The sequence below is a fragment of the Variovorax sp. R-27 genome (assembly GCF_049913215.1).
In the GTDB taxonomy this organism is placed as follows: Bacteria; Pseudomonadota; Gammaproteobacteria; order Burkholderiales; family Burkholderiaceae_C; genus Variovorax.
On sequence record NZ_CP183984.1, the window covers coordinates 4,468,612 to 4,481,682 of the forward strand.

Sequence of the window (13,071 nt, forward strand, 5' to 3'; positions counted from 1 at the left end):
ATCGATCAACGGCACATGACGACAGGCATTGCACGATGAGTTCGCTGAAGGAATTGCAGGACCTGATCCACGAGAAGTACGGCATCGAACCGTCGAAGCTCGACCCCCACGCCTCGATGCGGGAAACCGGCGGACTCGATTCGCTGGCTCTCGCCGAGTTTCTGTTCGCCATCGAAGACCACTTCGGCATCACCATGCCCGACGAGGACGCGAGCATCGACACCCTGGCCGAACTCGCGCTGCTGGTCGACAAGGTACGAGCCGCGAAAGTCGCGTGAACCACGAGGTCGCAGTCACCGGACTGGGCGTCATGGCGCCGCACGGCGGCGAGCCCGACGCGCTGTTCCAGGCCCTGCTGCAGGGCCGATCGGCCATCCAGCCCATCTTTGCGGATCTGCCCAAGCCGGCCGCCGCGGCCACCGTGGCCTTCGATGAAACCCGCTGGTTCACCAAGCTGCAGCTGGCGGGCGTCGACCGCGTGAGCCAGCTGGCCGTGGCCGCCGCCGACATGGCGATGCGCGACGCGGGCCTGGCCGTTGCCGACGCCGACCCGGAGCGCGTGGGCGTCTTTGCCGGCTGCGGCATGGGTGGCGCCGCAGCGCTCGAAGCGGCCTACCGCGGCAATGGCCGCGTGTCGCCGCTCACCATTCCCGCCTTCATGCCCAACGCGCCGGCCGCCCATGTGGCAATGCGCCAGGGTGTTCAGGGCCCGGTGCTCACCTACTCGGTCGCCTGCGCTTCTTCTTCGGCCGCGATTGCCGAAGCGGCCAAGGCCGTGCAGCGCGGCGAGGTCGACATCGCCATCGCCGGCGGCAGCGAAGCGCTGATCGTGCCGGGCGTGGTCGTGGCTTGGCAGGCCATGCAGACGCTGGCTACCCTCCAGCCCGGCGAAGCGGCCGGCGCGGTGCGGCCCTTCGCAACCGACCGCAGCGGCTTTGCGCTCGGCGAAGGCGCGGCCTTCCTGATCCTCGAATCCGCCGAGCGGGCACGCGCACGCGGCGCCCGCAGCTATGCCACGCTGGCCGGCTGGGGGCTGAGCAGCGACGCCACCCACCTCACCAAGCCCGACGCACCGGGCCAGGCCCGCGCGCTGCGCACCGCCCTGCGCCAGGCCGGCCTGCAGCCGCGCGACGTGGGCTATTGCAACGCCCACGGCACGGCCACGCGCATCGGCGACGTGGTCGAGCGCAATGCGCTGGCCGATGTGTGGGGCGACGAGCTCGACACGCTGCGCGTGAGTTCGACCAAGGCACTGCATGGCCACCTGCTGGGCGCGGCGGGCGCGCTCGAAGCGCTCATCACCGTGCTGGCGCTGCACCAGCGGCAACTGCCGCCCAACGCCAACTGCCGCGAGATCGACGCAGACTGCAGGCTGAACCTGGTGACGCAAGACGACGCGGCGGCGCCGTCGCTCGAAGCTGCCATCAGCAACTCGTTCGCCTTCGGCGGCACGAACTCGGTGCTTCTCTTCCGCCGCGCCTAGGCAGGCAAAGTTTCTGGCAGTGCGGCCGCCGCGCACAGCCATGCCACGAAAGCGCTGACCAACGGATCGTCCGTACGGCTCGGCGCCACGAACACGCTGTAGCCCCGGCTCGACGGCGCCCGATGCGGGCAGGCCAGCACCAGTTCGCCCGAACGCAACTCGCGCTCGACGAAGTACTCGGGCACCAGCCCCACGCCCAGGTCGGCACGCACCGCTGCAACCAGCGACGAGAACAGGTCGAAGCGGTGCCCCGTCACCAGGTTTTCGGGCCGCTGCGCATGTGCCGTCTGCTCAAACCACTCTTCCCAGGCACCCACACGCGTGCGCAGTTGCAGCAGCGACGCTGCGCGGAAATCGCCCCGCGCCATGGCCGCTCGCCCCTTTGCCTGTGGCGAGCACACCACCACGCAGGACTCGCCCATCAACGGCAGCGCATTCGCGCCGGGCCACACCGCATCGTCGTACTGCACGCCCACGTCGAAGGACATGTCTTCCATGTAGAGGTGCGTCGGGAACACCTGTAGATGCAGGCTGCAGCCCGGGTGTCGCGCGATGAATTCCGGCAGCCGCGGCGTCAGCCAGCCCTCGGCCAGCACCGGCACCGCACCTACCAGCAGGCGCAGGCCGTCGGTGCGCTGTGCCATGGCTTCGAGCGTGTGGTTCTGCAACCGCAGCAGGTCGCCTGAAATCTGCCCGTGGTAGCGCCGCCCGGCTTCGGTGAGCTCGGTGCCGCGCGCCGTGCGCAGCACCAGCCGCACGCCGATCTGCGTCTCCAGCAGCCGCAGCTGCTGGCTCACCGCGCTGTGAGTGAGGCACAGCTCCTCCGCGGCCTTGCCCACGCCATGGTGGCGGGCCACCGCGTCGAAGATCAGCAGCGCTCGGGTGCTGGGGATGTGGCGGCGCATGGCGGGCATTGTTAGAAAAACTGACGACGCCGAAGATTAAACCAGAGCGCACGGCTAACACAGCCGTAAGAATCGCTGAAGACGCCGCGTCGGCGTTGCTCGCCTACAAGGACATCCCCGCACCATGCCCCGCCTCGTGTCGCTTCGTCTCGCCCCGCTCGTTATTGCCCTGGCCTCCGCGGCCGCCGGCCTCGTACACGCCCAGAGCGGCAGCGTCGCGGCCACCCCCACGCAGGTGCGGCCAGACGTGGACAAGGCCTACACACAGCTGATGGCCTCCCCCGCCATCCAGAAGCTGCTCGACGCGGTCAAGGCCGACCACGATCGCTCGGTCGAAGACCTGAAGATGCTGACCGAGATCGAGGCGCCCCCCTTCAAGGAACAGAAGCGCGCCGAAGCCTTCCTCGCCCGCATGAAGGCCCTCGGCCTGACGGATGCGAAGATCGACGCCGAAGGCAACGTCGTCGGCCTGCGCAAGGGCACGGGCAACGGCCCGAAGCTGCTGATCTCGGCCCACCTCGACACCGTGTTCCCCGCCGGCACCGACGTGAAGGTGAAGGAGCGCGACGGCAAGCTCTACGCCCCCGGCATCTCCGACGACACGCGCGGCCTGTCGGTGCTGCTGTCGTGGCTCAAGGTGCTCAACGACAACAAGATCCAGACGGTGGGCGACCTGATGTTCGTAGGCAACGTCGGCGAGGAAGAGCTCGGCAACCTGCGCGGCATCAAGGCGATCTTTCGCGACAACCTCGACATCGACGGCATGGTCGGCCTGGAGCCCGCACCAGACGGCTCGGTGCTGATGCTGGGCACGGGCAGCCACCGCTACGAAGTGACCTTCAAGGGCCCGGGCGGCCACAGCTACGGTGCCTTCGGCCAGGTGCCCAGCGCCATCCACGGCATGGGCCGCGCCATCGCTAAGATCGCCGACATCCGCACGCCGAGTTTCCCGAAGACGACGTTCACCGTCGGCACCGTGGGCGGTGGCACTTCGGTCAACACCATCGCGCCGGATGCGCGCATGGCGGTCGACATCCGCTCCGACGAAATGGCGCCGCTGCTCGAAACCGAAAAGAAGATCCTGGCCGCCATCGACGAAGCAGTGGTCGAGGAAAACAAGCGCTGGAACGTGAGCACGCTGAGCGTGAGCACCAAGCTCATCGGCGACCGCCCGGGCGGTCGCACGCAATCAGACACTGTGATCGTCGAAGCCGCCACGCGCGCGAACAGCGCCTTCGGCCACAAGACGCTGCTGACGGGCGCGAGCACCGACGCCAATGTGCCGATGTCGCTGGGCATCCCGGCGATCATCATCGGCGGCGGCGGCAAGACCGGCGGCTTCCATGCGCTGTCCGAGTGGATCGACGTGACCGACGGCTGGAAGGGTGCGCAGAACTCGCTGGTGACGGTGCTCGGCCTGGTCGGCGTGCAGGGCACCAGCACGCCCTTGCTCGAGAAGCGCCCGCCCCGCACGAAGTAAGCAGGCAAGCGGGCGTGCACCGAGGGGGTGCGCCCATGGAAGTCTCCGGTATGCTGGTGGCCGCTTTCCATCACGCTTACCGACAGGAGGACACCATGCACGCCCGTTCCACCCTCATCGCCCTGGCTCTGCTTGCGGCAGGCGCCTCGGCACAAGCCAACGACCTGCTCGACCAATTGAAGGAAAAGGCCGGCGAAGCGGCTACCTCCAACTCGCAAGGCAGCGCAGGCGGATCTGCGCTCGGCAGCCTCGGCAGCAACCTGGGCTTCAAGATGCCCGCCATCGGCTCCAGCACCATGGGCAACGCAGCCGGCGTGCTGCAGTACTGCGTGAAGAACAACTACCTGGGCGGCGACGCGGCCTCGGTGAAAGACAAGCTGCTCGCCAAGATCACCGGGCAGAAGAAGCAGGAAACCGGCTTCGCCAGCGGCGCCAAGGGCCTGCTGCAGGGCGGCGACGGCAAGTCGCTGAACTTCAAGGGCCTGTCGTCGAAGGTGAAGGAAAAGGCTTGCGACTACGTTCTGAAGAACGCGAGTTCGCTGATCTGATCCCGACCCGCATTCCACATCGCTCCCGCGCGGCGCACCGCGCATGCGTTTGCAGTTTTCCCCAGTGCGCCCGCAAATCTCCATGACCCCGGCTGCCCCCTCTCCCTCCCTGCGCCAGCGCCTCGCGCGCTGGGTTCCCTGTCTCGCCTGGCCGCGCCCTTCCGCCCCGCTGCTGCGCAACGAGGCGATGGCCGGCATCACCGTGGCGCTGATGGTCATTCCGCAAGGCGTGGCGTATGCGGCGCTGGCGGGCATGCCGCTGGTCACGGGCGTGTACGCGGCGCTGTTCCCGGCGCTGATCGCAGTGATGTTCAGCTCGTCGCAGCGGCTGTCGGTCGGGCCCACGGCGCTCACCAGCCTGCTGGTCGGCGCCTCGCTCGCGCCGCTGGCGGTGGCGGGCAGTGCCGAGTGGGTGGCAATGGCGGTGTGGCTCACGCTGATGTCGGGCACGATCCAGATCGTGCTGGGCGCGGGGCGCTTCGGCTGGCTGCTGCGGCTGGTCAATTCGCCGGTGCTCATCGGCTTCACGCAGGGCGCGGCGGTGCTGATCGCCATCTCGCAATTGCCCGCGCTGCTCGGCTTCACGGGGCGCACCATTCCGCAGGTGTTGCAGGGCGGGCCGCTGCCCGACCTCGTGGCCATTGCCTTCGGGCTCGGCAGCATCGCGGTGCTGTGGCTGGGCAAGCGCGCACTGCCGCGCTTTCCGACCACGATGGCGCTGGTGGCCGGCGCTGCCGCCATCAGCTGGGTCATCGACTACGCGCTGCGCGGCGGCGCGGTGGTGGGCAGCCTGCCTTCGGGCCTGCCCTCGTTCTACTGGCCCGGCCTGCTGCCCGTGAGCACCTTCAGCGCGCTGGTGCTGCCGGCGCTGATGATCACGCTGGTGAGCTTCCTTGAAACCGCATCGAGCGCCAAGGTCGACAACGCGCGTGCCGGCACGCTGTGGAACGAAAACCAGGACCTCATCGGCCAGGGCCTGGCCAAGCTGGCCTCGGGCTTCACGGGCGCGTTTCCCACCAGCTCGTCTTTCTCGCGCTCGGCCATCACGCTCTATGCGGGCGCGCAGACCGGCTGGGCCACGCTGTTCAGCGTGGTCGTCGTGGCCGGCGCGCTGCTGTGGCTGATGCCGCTGCTGTATCACGTGCCGCAGGCGGTGCTGGCTGCGGTGGTGGTCACGGCCATCCTCGGATTGGTAAAGCCCGCGAGCTTTACCGCGCTGTGGCGCATCTCGCGCATCGAGGCGGGCATTGCCTTCGGTACCTTCGTGCTGACCATCGCGACCGCGCCCAGCATCTACTGGGGCGTGCTCGGCGGGCTGCTGGCCGCCCTGGCGCACTACATGTACCGGCACCTGCACCCGCGCATCATCGAAGTGGGCCTGCACCCCGACGGCAGCCTGCGCGACCGCAACCTCTGGAAGCTGCCGCCGCTGGCGCCGCAGCTCTATGCGCTGCGCATGGATGCCGAGCTCGACTTCGCCTCGGCCTCCACGCTGGAACGCGCGCTCACCGTGGCGCTGGCCGAGCGGCCCGAGCTCACCGACGTGTGCCTGTTCGCGCAGCCCATCAACCGCATCGACATCACCGGCGCGGAGGTGTTCGGCTCGATCCGCCGGATGATGGAATCCAAGGGTATCCGCCTGCACCTGAGCGGCCTGAAGCTGCCCGCGATGCAGGTGCTGGAACGCGCCGGCCTGCTGGCCCCGGGGCCGATGCTGTTCAGCTACCGCACCGACGGCGAAGCGCTCGCGGCGCTGATGCCGCGCATCGGCGACATGCCCGTGGTGCAGGAAGCCGAAGCCTGACCTGCCAGCGCCCATGAAGACCACCATCGAAGAACTGGTCGCGTTCCGTACGGTGGTGGACACGGGCTCGATCACGGCTGCGTCCGAGCAGCTGGCGCAAACGGTCTCGGGCATCAGCCGCGCCCTGAGCCGGCTCGAACAGAAGCTCGACACCACGCTGCTGCGCCGCACCACGCGGCGGCTAGAGCTGACGGAAGAAGGCGCGGCCTTCCTGCAGCGCACGCGCGCCATCCTCGATGCCATCGACGACGCCGAAGAGCAAATGGCCGCGCGCCGCCAGCAGCCGGCCGGCCGGCTGCGCGTGAACGCGGCCTCGCCCTTCATGCTGCATGCCATCGTGCCTCTGGTGCCGGAGTTTCGAAGGCTCTACCCGCAGATCAGCCTCGAGCTCGACACCGACGACCTGCCCATCGACCTGCTGGAGCGCCGCACCGACATCGCGATCCGCATCGGGCCGCTGCGCGATTCCACGCTGCATGCGCGGCCACTGGGCACGCACCGGCTGCGCGTGCTCGCGAGCCCGGCATACCTCGAAGCGCACGGCAAGCCGCGCAAGGTGGCCGACCTGGCCGAGCACGCGCTGCTGGGCTTCACCCAGCCCGAGTCGCTGAACCGCTGGCCCTTGCGCGGCGTGCATGGCGACGAATGGAACATCGCGCCGACGCTGATGGCGTCGAGCGGCGAAACGCTGCGCCAGCTGGCGCTGGCTGGCGTGGGCATCGTCTGCCTGTCGGATTTCATGACGGGTGCCGACCGCGCCAGCGGCGCGCTGGTGCAGGTGCTGGCAAAAGAAACGGCGGACGTGCGCCAGCCGGTCAACGCGGTGTACTACCGCAACACGCAGTTGACAGCGCGGATCACGTCGTTCCTGGACTTTCTGTCGCAGCGCATGGCCTGAGCTGCGCGGCCGGTGCGGCTTACTGCGGCTGCCTGGCCACGAAGCGCTCGACCGCGGCCGACTTGATCTCGTAGCCGCTCACGCCCATGTCCACCGACGAATAGCGCGCCGCCTTCAGCGTGCCGCTGACGTACACCGTGTCCATCGCGTGCAAGCCCTTCACGGTGGTGGCCGCGATCACGTGAACGATCTGATTGGCGGGCGGCGGCGGGGTGTGGATGCAGGCGCCGAAATACGGCACCAGCAGGAATTCGCGGATGCCGTCCTGCGTGCTGTCGAGTGGCACGACGAAGCCCGCCAGCTTGGCCGGCTTGTCGTCCAGCGCCACGTTGACCGGCGCGTTATCCCAGACGGCGCGCATCTCGTCGAGCATCTGGATCGCGCGCGGGTCGTTGTCGCGCAGCGCCTCGAGGCTGATGTTGCGGTAGCGCTTGGTCGGGTCCCAACTCTTGGGAATCAGCTCTTCCCACTTGAGCTCGGGGGCCGGCGCGGCGCTCGCGGTCTGCTGCGCCGCCACTCCCGGACCGCAGCCGGTCAGGAGCGCCGCGGCCGGCACAAGCAGGAGCGCAGCCAGCACGGCGCGCGAAAGAAACCTTCTCATGACCACGATTCTGCTTGGGAGATGTTTCAGGCCCGTAAAGCAGGGCCTTTTGCACTCATTTCATCCCAGATTCCACAAATTTGATGCAACGCGCCAGAATGCCGCACCACGAACAACGAGGGGATCCGCATGGCACCGACAGGATGGCTGGGACTCACGTCCCTGGGCACAGTTCATACCGCGATCAGCCTGATCGCCGTCGCCGCAGGGCTGCTGGCCCTGTTCCGCTACAAAGAGATCACGATGCGCACCGGGCTCGGCCAGGTCTTCGTGTGGACCACCGTGCTCACCTGCCTCACGGGCTTCGGCATCTTCCAGCACGGCGGCTTCGGCAAGCCGCATGTGCTGGGCATCATTACGCTGCTGGCGCTGGCCGTGGGCACGCTCGCGGGCCGGGGCGTGCTCTTCGGCAAGTCGGCGCGCTATGTCGAGGCCATCGCGTTCTCGGCCAGCTTCCTGTTCCACTGGATTCCGGCCTTCACCGAAACGCTGACGCGCCTGCCGCTCGGCGCCCCGCTGCTGCCGAACGCCGACGCGCCGGAGCTCAAGGCGATCACCGGCGTGCTGCTCGTGCTGTACCTGATCGGCGTCGGCCTGCAGATCCGCCGGCTGCGCGGCGGCGCTGGCGCGCTCAGTCCCGCACCGGCCCGCGCAGGTTCTTGATCTGCGCGCGCTGGCTCTTGCCTTCGAGCCGGCGCTGCTTCGAACCGTAGGTCGGCTTGGTGGCGCGCCGCACGCGCGGCGGCGTGGCCACGCTGTCGATCACCGCCTGCAGGCGCGCGAGCGCGTCGGCGCGGTTCATCTCCTGCGTGCGGTGCTGCTGCGCCTTCAGCACGAACACGCCTTCCTGCGTGATGCGGCTGTCGCGCAGCGCGAGCAGCCGCTCCTTCACGTCGGCCGGCAGCGAGCTGGCGTGGATGTCGTAGCGCAGGTGCACCGCGCTCGACACCTTGTTGACGTTCTGCCCGCCCGCACCCTGCGCCCGGATGGCGCTGAAGTCGACCTCGTCGGGGTCGATCAGGATGGGTGGGCGGAGCATGTGGGTCAGACTCTTTCGAAGACGGCGGCAATGCCCTGGCCGCCGCCGATGCACATCGTGACGAGTGCGTAGCGGCCGCCCGTGCGGTGCAGCTCCGCAATCGCCTTCGTCGTGATGATCGCGCCGGTCGCGCCCACCGGGTGGCCCAATGAAATGCCCGAGCCGTTCGGGTTCACCTTGGCCGGATCGAAGCCCAGCTCCTTGATGACCGCGCAGGCCTGCGCCGCGAAGGCTTCGTTCGACTCGATCACGTCGAAGTCGCTCACCTTCAGGCCAGTACGCTCCAGCACCTTGCGCGTGGCCGGCACCGGGCCGATGCCCATGTATGCGGGCTCGACACCGGCGTGTGCGTAGCCGACCAGGCGCGCCAGCGGCTTCAGGCCCCGCGCCTTGACGCTCTCGCCGCTTGCCAGCACCACGGCGGCGGCGCCGTCGTTAATGCCCGAGGCGTTGCCGGCGGTGACGAGGCCGTCCTTCTTGAAAGCGGGCTTCATCTTCGCGAGCGTCTCGACAGTGGTGTCGGCGCGCACGTGCTCGTCAGTGTCGAACAAGACGATGCCCTTGCGCGTCTTCACTTCGACCGGAACGATCTGCTCTTTGAAGCGTCCTGCCTCGATGGCGGCTGCCGCGCGCTGCTGGCTGCTTACGGCCAGTTCGTCCATCTGCTCGCGCGTGATGCCGTAGCGCGCGGCCACGTTCTCTGCAGTGATGCCCATGTGGATCTTCTCCCACGGGTCGTGCAGGATGCCCAGCATGTAGTCGACCAGCACTGCGTCGCCCATGCGTGCGCCGTAGCGGGCCGAGGTGTCGAAGTACGGGCCGCGGCTCATCGACTCCGAGCCGCCGCCAATGGCGATGTCGCAGTCGCCCAGCGCGATGGCCTGCGCAGCCGACACGATGGCCTGCAGGCCCGAGCCGCAGAGGCGGTTGACGTTGAAGGCCGGCGTCTCGATGGGGCAGCCGGCGTCGATGGCGGCCACGCGGCTGAGGTACGCATCCTTCACATCGGTGGGAATCACGTTGCCCATGACCACGTGGCCGATGGCATCGGCGGCCACGCCGCTGCGCTCGATGGCAGCCTTGACGGCGGTGGTGGCAAGCTGGGTATTGGGCACGTCCTTCAGCGCGCCGCCGAAGGTGCCGATGGCGGTGCGGGCGGTGCCGACCACGAAGATGTCGCGCGATGTCATGGAATGTCTCTCCTGATGAAAGCGAAAGCCGCACTCAGCGGCGGCTGCAGGAGGACGATTCTGACGGCGAAAGGCGCAACGGGTTGTCGCGCCTGAAATAGCGGTGGCTCAGCCGCGCGAGACCGATTTCGGCGACACGTCGGTCACGTCGCTGGCGCTGCCGCGAATGCGCACCGGGCGCTCCACCGATTCGCCGCGTGCCCGCGCGTTGGCCACGTCGGCGGCGGTCGGTTCGGCCGGCTGTGCCGCATTACGAAATTTATCGAAGCCGGAGCGGGGATTGAAGCGCATGACCCAAGGCGTCACGGGCTTGCCCGTGAGACGCCCCCAGGCGTAGCGCACACCCCACACAGCCGCCAGCAGCATGACCGCCACGGCCAGGCTGGCCGCAAAGACCAGCCCCAGGAGCAGAAGAATGACGCGAAAAATGAAGTTCATCATCCAACTTTAGGCCGAAGCCGCCGCCGTTGGTTCCCCGGCCTTGGCGAACGAGAACTTGCCCGGCGACTGGATCGGGTCGGTCGTGACCTCGATCGTGTCCTTCGGCCCAAAGCTGCCGTCGAGCAGCAGCTTCGAGAGCGGGTTCTCAATGCGCTGCTGAATGGCACGCTTCAGCGGACGCGCGCCGAACACCGGGTCGAAGCCGACCTTGGCAATTTCTGCCAGCGCCGCCGGCGACACCTCCAGCCCCAGATCCATCTTCGCGAGCCGCGCCTTCAGCACCTTGAGCTGGATCGCGGCAATCGATTCGATGTTCTTCGCGTCGAGCGCGTGGAACACGACCGTCTCGTCGATGCGGTTCAGGAACTCGGGGCGGAAGTAGTTCTTCAGCTCGTCCCACACCGCTTCCTTGATCTCTTCGGAAGGCTTGCCCACCATGGCCTGGATGATGGGCGAGCCGATGTTGCTCGTCATCACGATCACGGTGTTCTTGAAGTCCACGGTGCGGCCCTGGCCGTCTGTAAGGCGGCCATCGTCGAGCACCTGCAGCAGCACGTTGAACACGTCGGGGTGGGCCTTCTCGACTTCGTCGAGCAGCACCACGCTATAGGGCTTGCGGCGCACGGCTTCCGTGAGGTAGCCGCCCTCCTCGTAGCCCACGTAGCCCGGCGGCGCGCCGATCAGGCGCGCGACCGAATGCTTCTCCATGAACTCGCTCATGTCGATGCGGATCAGGTGGTCTTCGCTGTCGAACAGGAAGCCCGCAAGCGCCTTGCACAGCTCGGTCTTGCCCACACCCGTGGGGCCGAGGAACAGGAACGAGCCGGTCGGGCGGTTCGGGTCCGACAGGCCCGAGCGCGAGCGGCGGATCGCGTTGGCGACCGCACCGATGGCCTCGTCCTGGCCGACCACGCGCTCGTGCAGCTTGTCTTCCATCACGAGCAGCTTGTCGCGCTCGCCCTGCATCAGCTTGGCGACCGGGATGCCGGTGGCACGCGCCACGACCTCGGCGATTTCTTCCGCGCCGACCTGGGTGCGCAGCAGCGTGGGCGCGCTGGACTTGCCCTTGTTCGCCTCGCTGGCCTCGGCCTCCTTCAAGCGCTTTTCGAGCGCGGGCAACTGGCCGTACTGGAGCTCGGCGACCTTGTTGAAGTCGCCCTTGCGCTTCCACTCTTCGATCTGGAACTTGATCTTGTCGACGTCTTCGCGCACTTGTGCGCTGCCCTGGGCCTGGGCCTTCTCGGCCTGCCAGATCTCGTCGTAGTCGGCGATTTCCTTCTGCAGCTTTTCGATCTCGTCCTCGATCAGGCCGAAGCGCTTCTGCGAGGCCTCGTCCTTTTCGCGGCGCACGGCTTCGCGCTCGATCTGCAGCTGGATGAGGCGGCGATCGAGGCGGTCCATGACCTCAGGCTTGGAGTCCATCTCGATCTTGATCTTGGCCGCGGCCTCGTCGATCAGGTCGATGGCCTTGTCGGGCAGGAAGCGGTCTGTGATGTAGCGGTCAGACAGCTCGGCCGCGGCCACGATGGCCGGGTCGGTGATCTGCACGCCGTGGTGCACTTCGTATTTTTCCTGCAGGCCGCGCAGGATGGCGATGGTGGCCTCGACGCTGGGCTCGCCCACGATGATCTTCTGGAAGCGGCGCTCCAGCGCGGCATCTTTCTCGATGTACTTGCGGTATTCGTCGAGCGTGGTGGCGCCCACGCAGTGCAGCTCGCCTCGAGCGAGTGCGGGCTTGAGCATGTTGCCCGCATCCATCGCGCCTTCGGCCTTGCCGGCGCCGACCATGGTGTGCAGCTCGTCGATGAAGACGATGGTCTGGCCTTCGTCCTTCGCGAGTTCGTTCAGCACGGTCTTCAGGCGCTCTTCGAATTCGCCGCGGAACTTGGCACCAGCCAGCAACGCAGCCATGTCGAGCGACAGCACCCGCTTGCCCTTGAGCGAATCGGGCACCTCACCCGCAACGATGCGCTGTGCGAGGCCTTCGACGATGGCGGTCTTGCCCACGCCGGGTTCGCCGATGAGCACGGGGTTGTTCTTGGTGCGGCGTTGCAGCACCTGGATGGCGCGGCGGATTTCCTCGTCGCGGCCGATGACCGGGTCGAGCTTGCCCAGGCGGGCGCGCTCGGTCAGGTCCATGGTGTATTTCTTGAGCGCTTCGCGCTGCCCTTCGGCATCGGCGCTGTTCACGCCCTGCCCGCCGCGCACGGCGTCGATGGCGGCTTCGAGCGACTTGCGGCTCAGGCCGTTTTCGCGGGCGGTCTTGCCGATGTCGGCCTTGCTGTCGGCCAATGCCAGGAGGAAAAGTTCGCCGGCAATGAACTGGTCATTGCGCTTGAGGGCTTCCTTTTCGGTGGCCTGGAGCAGCTTGCCCAGTTCGGGGCCGACCTGGACGATGTCGTGGCCCTGCACCTGCGGCAGCTTCTTGATGGCGGCCTCGGCCGCCTGCGTCAGGCCAGGTACGTTGACGCCGGCACGCTCCAGCAGGGCGCGCGGGCCGTCGTCCTGGCGCAGCATCGCGACCAGCAGGTGGGCCGGTTCGATGTAGGCGTTGTCGCTGCCCAGCGCGAGCGTCTGGGCATCGCCCAGCGCTTCCTGAAATTTGGTGGTGAGTTTGTCTTGTCGCATGGTGGTATTCCTGCATCCAAAATAGGGCTGTTCGGGCACGATTCAAGGCTGCCG

At 67.7% G+C, this 13,071-nt stretch carries 13 protein-coding genes; 7 read left to right on the forward strand and 6 right to left on the reverse strand.

Translation table 11 applies throughout. From position 1 onward, the window contains the following. Positions 1-35 precede the first annotated feature (35 nt). Both ACN9MV_RS20995 and ACN9MV_RS21000 read left to right on the forward strand, forming a co-directional pair. Positions 36-278 carry an acyl carrier protein gene (locus ACN9MV_RS20995; RefSeq protein WP_093050999.1) on the forward strand — a complete coding sequence of 81 codons (243 nt, stop codon included), beginning with the start codon at positions 36-38 and terminating at the stop codon, positions 276-278. Continuing rightward, positions 275-1,483, forward strand: coding sequence for a beta-ketoacyl-[acyl-carrier-protein] synthase family protein (locus tag ACN9MV_RS21000; protein ID WP_426389293.1), 1,209 nt, complete (start codon positions 275-277; stop codon positions 1,481-1,483). The genes ACN9MV_RS20995 and ACN9MV_RS21000 overlap by 4 nt, the downstream gene beginning before the upstream one ends. Here the strand turns inward: ACN9MV_RS21000 and ACN9MV_RS21005 are convergent. Then, a complete protein-coding gene (locus ACN9MV_RS21005) occupies positions 1,480-2,388 on the reverse strand; it encodes a LysR substrate-binding domain-containing protein (RefSeq protein ID WP_426389294.1) in 909 nt (302 codons plus the stop codon). The two genes, ACN9MV_RS21000 and ACN9MV_RS21005, sit on opposite strands and share 4 nt — an antisense overlap. Before the next feature lie 124 nt (positions 2,389-2,512). Between ACN9MV_RS21005 and ACN9MV_RS21010 the strand changes: the two genes are divergently transcribed. From ACN9MV_RS21010 to ACN9MV_RS21025, 4 genes are all read left to right on the forward strand, one after another. Then, positions 2,513-3,868: a M20/M25/M40 family metallo-hydrolase gene (locus ACN9MV_RS21010; protein WP_426389296.1), complete on the forward strand. Its 1,356-nt coding sequence runs from the start codon at positions 2,513-2,515 to the stop codon at positions 3,866-3,868. A gap of 95 nt (positions 3,869-3,963) precedes the next feature. Then, positions 3,964-4,416, forward strand: a complete 453-nt coding sequence (locus tag ACN9MV_RS21015) for a DUF2501 domain-containing protein (protein WP_426389298.1) — start codon at positions 3,964-3,966, stop codon at positions 4,414-4,416. A gap of 82 nt (positions 4,417-4,498) precedes the next feature. Further along, positions 4,499-6,220 (forward strand): SulP family inorganic anion transporter, encoded by a 1,722-nt coding sequence (locus ACN9MV_RS21020; protein ID WP_426389299.1) that lies wholly within the window; start codon positions 4,499-4,501, stop codon positions 6,218-6,220. 13 nt (positions 6,221-6,233) lie between these two features. Then, entirely contained in the window at positions 6,234-7,118 is an 885-nt protein-coding gene (locus tag ACN9MV_RS21025) for a LysR substrate-binding domain-containing protein (protein ID WP_093051019.1), read from the forward strand. 19 nt (positions 7,119-7,137) lie between these two features. On the opposite strand, the gene ACN9MV_RS21030 is transcribed toward ACN9MV_RS21025, so the two are convergent. Next, entirely contained in the window at positions 7,138-7,719 is a 582-nt protein-coding gene (locus ACN9MV_RS21030; RefSeq protein ID WP_177192797.1) for a DUF3299 domain-containing protein, read from the reverse strand. Between the two features lie 129 nt (positions 7,720-7,848). Here ACN9MV_RS21030 and ACN9MV_RS21035 point away from each other — a divergent pair, with 129 nt between their 5' ends. Beyond that, entirely contained in the window at positions 7,849-8,382 is a 534-nt protein-coding gene (locus ACN9MV_RS21035; RefSeq protein ID WP_426389301.1) for a hypothetical protein, read from the forward strand. Here the strand turns inward: ACN9MV_RS21035 and arfB are convergent. The 4 genes from arfB to clpB form a co-directional block, all read right to left on the reverse strand. Continuing rightward, entirely contained in the window at positions 8,351-8,758 is a 408-nt protein-coding gene (gene arfB, locus ACN9MV_RS21040) for an alternative ribosome rescue aminoacyl-tRNA hydrolase ArfB (protein WP_093177098.1), read from the reverse strand. The genes ACN9MV_RS21035 and arfB overlap by 32 nt on opposite strands. A gap of 5 nt (positions 8,759-8,763) precedes the next feature. Continuing rightward, the gene (locus ACN9MV_RS21045) at positions 8,764-9,948 is read right to left on the reverse strand and encodes an acetyl-CoA C-acyltransferase family protein (protein ID WP_426389303.1); all 1,185 of its coding nucleotides are present in this window, start codon (positions 9,946-9,948) and stop codon (positions 8,764-8,766) included. Between the two features lie 108 nt (positions 9,949-10,056). Continuing rightward, entirely contained in the window at positions 10,057-10,386 is a 330-nt protein-coding gene (locus ACN9MV_RS21050; RefSeq protein WP_256216808.1) for a hypothetical protein, read from the reverse strand. A gap of 9 nt (positions 10,387-10,395) precedes the next feature. Continuing rightward, complete coding sequence (gene clpB, locus ACN9MV_RS21055; protein WP_093051037.1) at positions 10,396-13,017, reverse strand: ATP-dependent chaperone ClpB; 2,622 nt, start codon at positions 13,015-13,017, stop codon at positions 10,396-10,398. Between the last annotated feature and the right edge of the window lie 54 nt (positions 13,018-13,071).

What these genes read in the sequence shown, in the direction of transcription:
- ACN9MV_RS21020 (WP_426389299.1), top strand. Translation starts at nt 4,499, where the DNA reads ATGACCCCGGCTGCCCCCTCTCCCTCCCTGCGCCAGCGCCTCGCGCGC.
- ACN9MV_RS21030 (WP_177192797.1), bottom strand. Translation starts at nt 7,719, where the DNA reads ATGAGAAGGTTTCTTTCGCGCGCCGTGCTGGCTGCGCTCCTGCTTGTG.
- ACN9MV_RS21015 (WP_426389298.1), top strand. Translation starts at nt 3,964, where the DNA reads ATGCACGCCCGTTCCACCCTCATCGCCCTGGCTCTGCTTGCGGCAGGC.
- ACN9MV_RS21050 (WP_256216808.1), bottom strand. Translation starts at nt 10,386, where the DNA reads ATGAACTTCATTTTTCGCGTCATTCTTCTGCTCCTGGGGCTGGTCTTT.
- ACN9MV_RS20995 (WP_093050999.1), top strand. Translation starts at nt 36, where the DNA reads ATGAGTTCGCTGAAGGAATTGCAGGACCTGATCCACGAGAAGTACGGC.
- ACN9MV_RS21035 (WP_426389301.1), top strand. Translation starts at nt 7,849, where the DNA reads ATGGCACCGACAGGATGGCTGGGACTCACGTCCCTGGGCACAGTTCAT.
- ACN9MV_RS21010 (WP_426389296.1), top strand. Translation starts at nt 2,513, where the DNA reads ATGCCCCGCCTCGTGTCGCTTCGTCTCGCCCCGCTCGTTATTGCCCTG.
- ACN9MV_RS21045 (WP_426389303.1), bottom strand. Translation starts at nt 9,948, where the DNA reads ATGACATCGCGCGACATCTTCGTGGTCGGCACCGCCCGCACCGCCATC.
- arfB (WP_093177098.1), bottom strand. Translation starts at nt 8,758, where the DNA reads ATGCTCCGCCCACCCATCCTGATCGACCCCGACGAGGTCGACTTCAGC.
- ACN9MV_RS21025 (WP_093051019.1), top strand. Translation starts at nt 6,234, where the DNA reads ATGAAGACCACCATCGAAGAACTGGTCGCGTTCCGTACGGTGGTGGAC.
- clpB (WP_093051037.1), bottom strand. Translation starts at nt 13,017, where the DNA reads ATGCGACAAGACAAACTCACCACCAAATTTCAGGAAGCGCTGGGCGAT.
- ACN9MV_RS21005 (WP_426389294.1), bottom strand. Translation starts at nt 2,388, where the DNA reads ATGCGCCGCCACATCCCCAGCACCCGAGCGCTGCTGATCTTCGACGCG.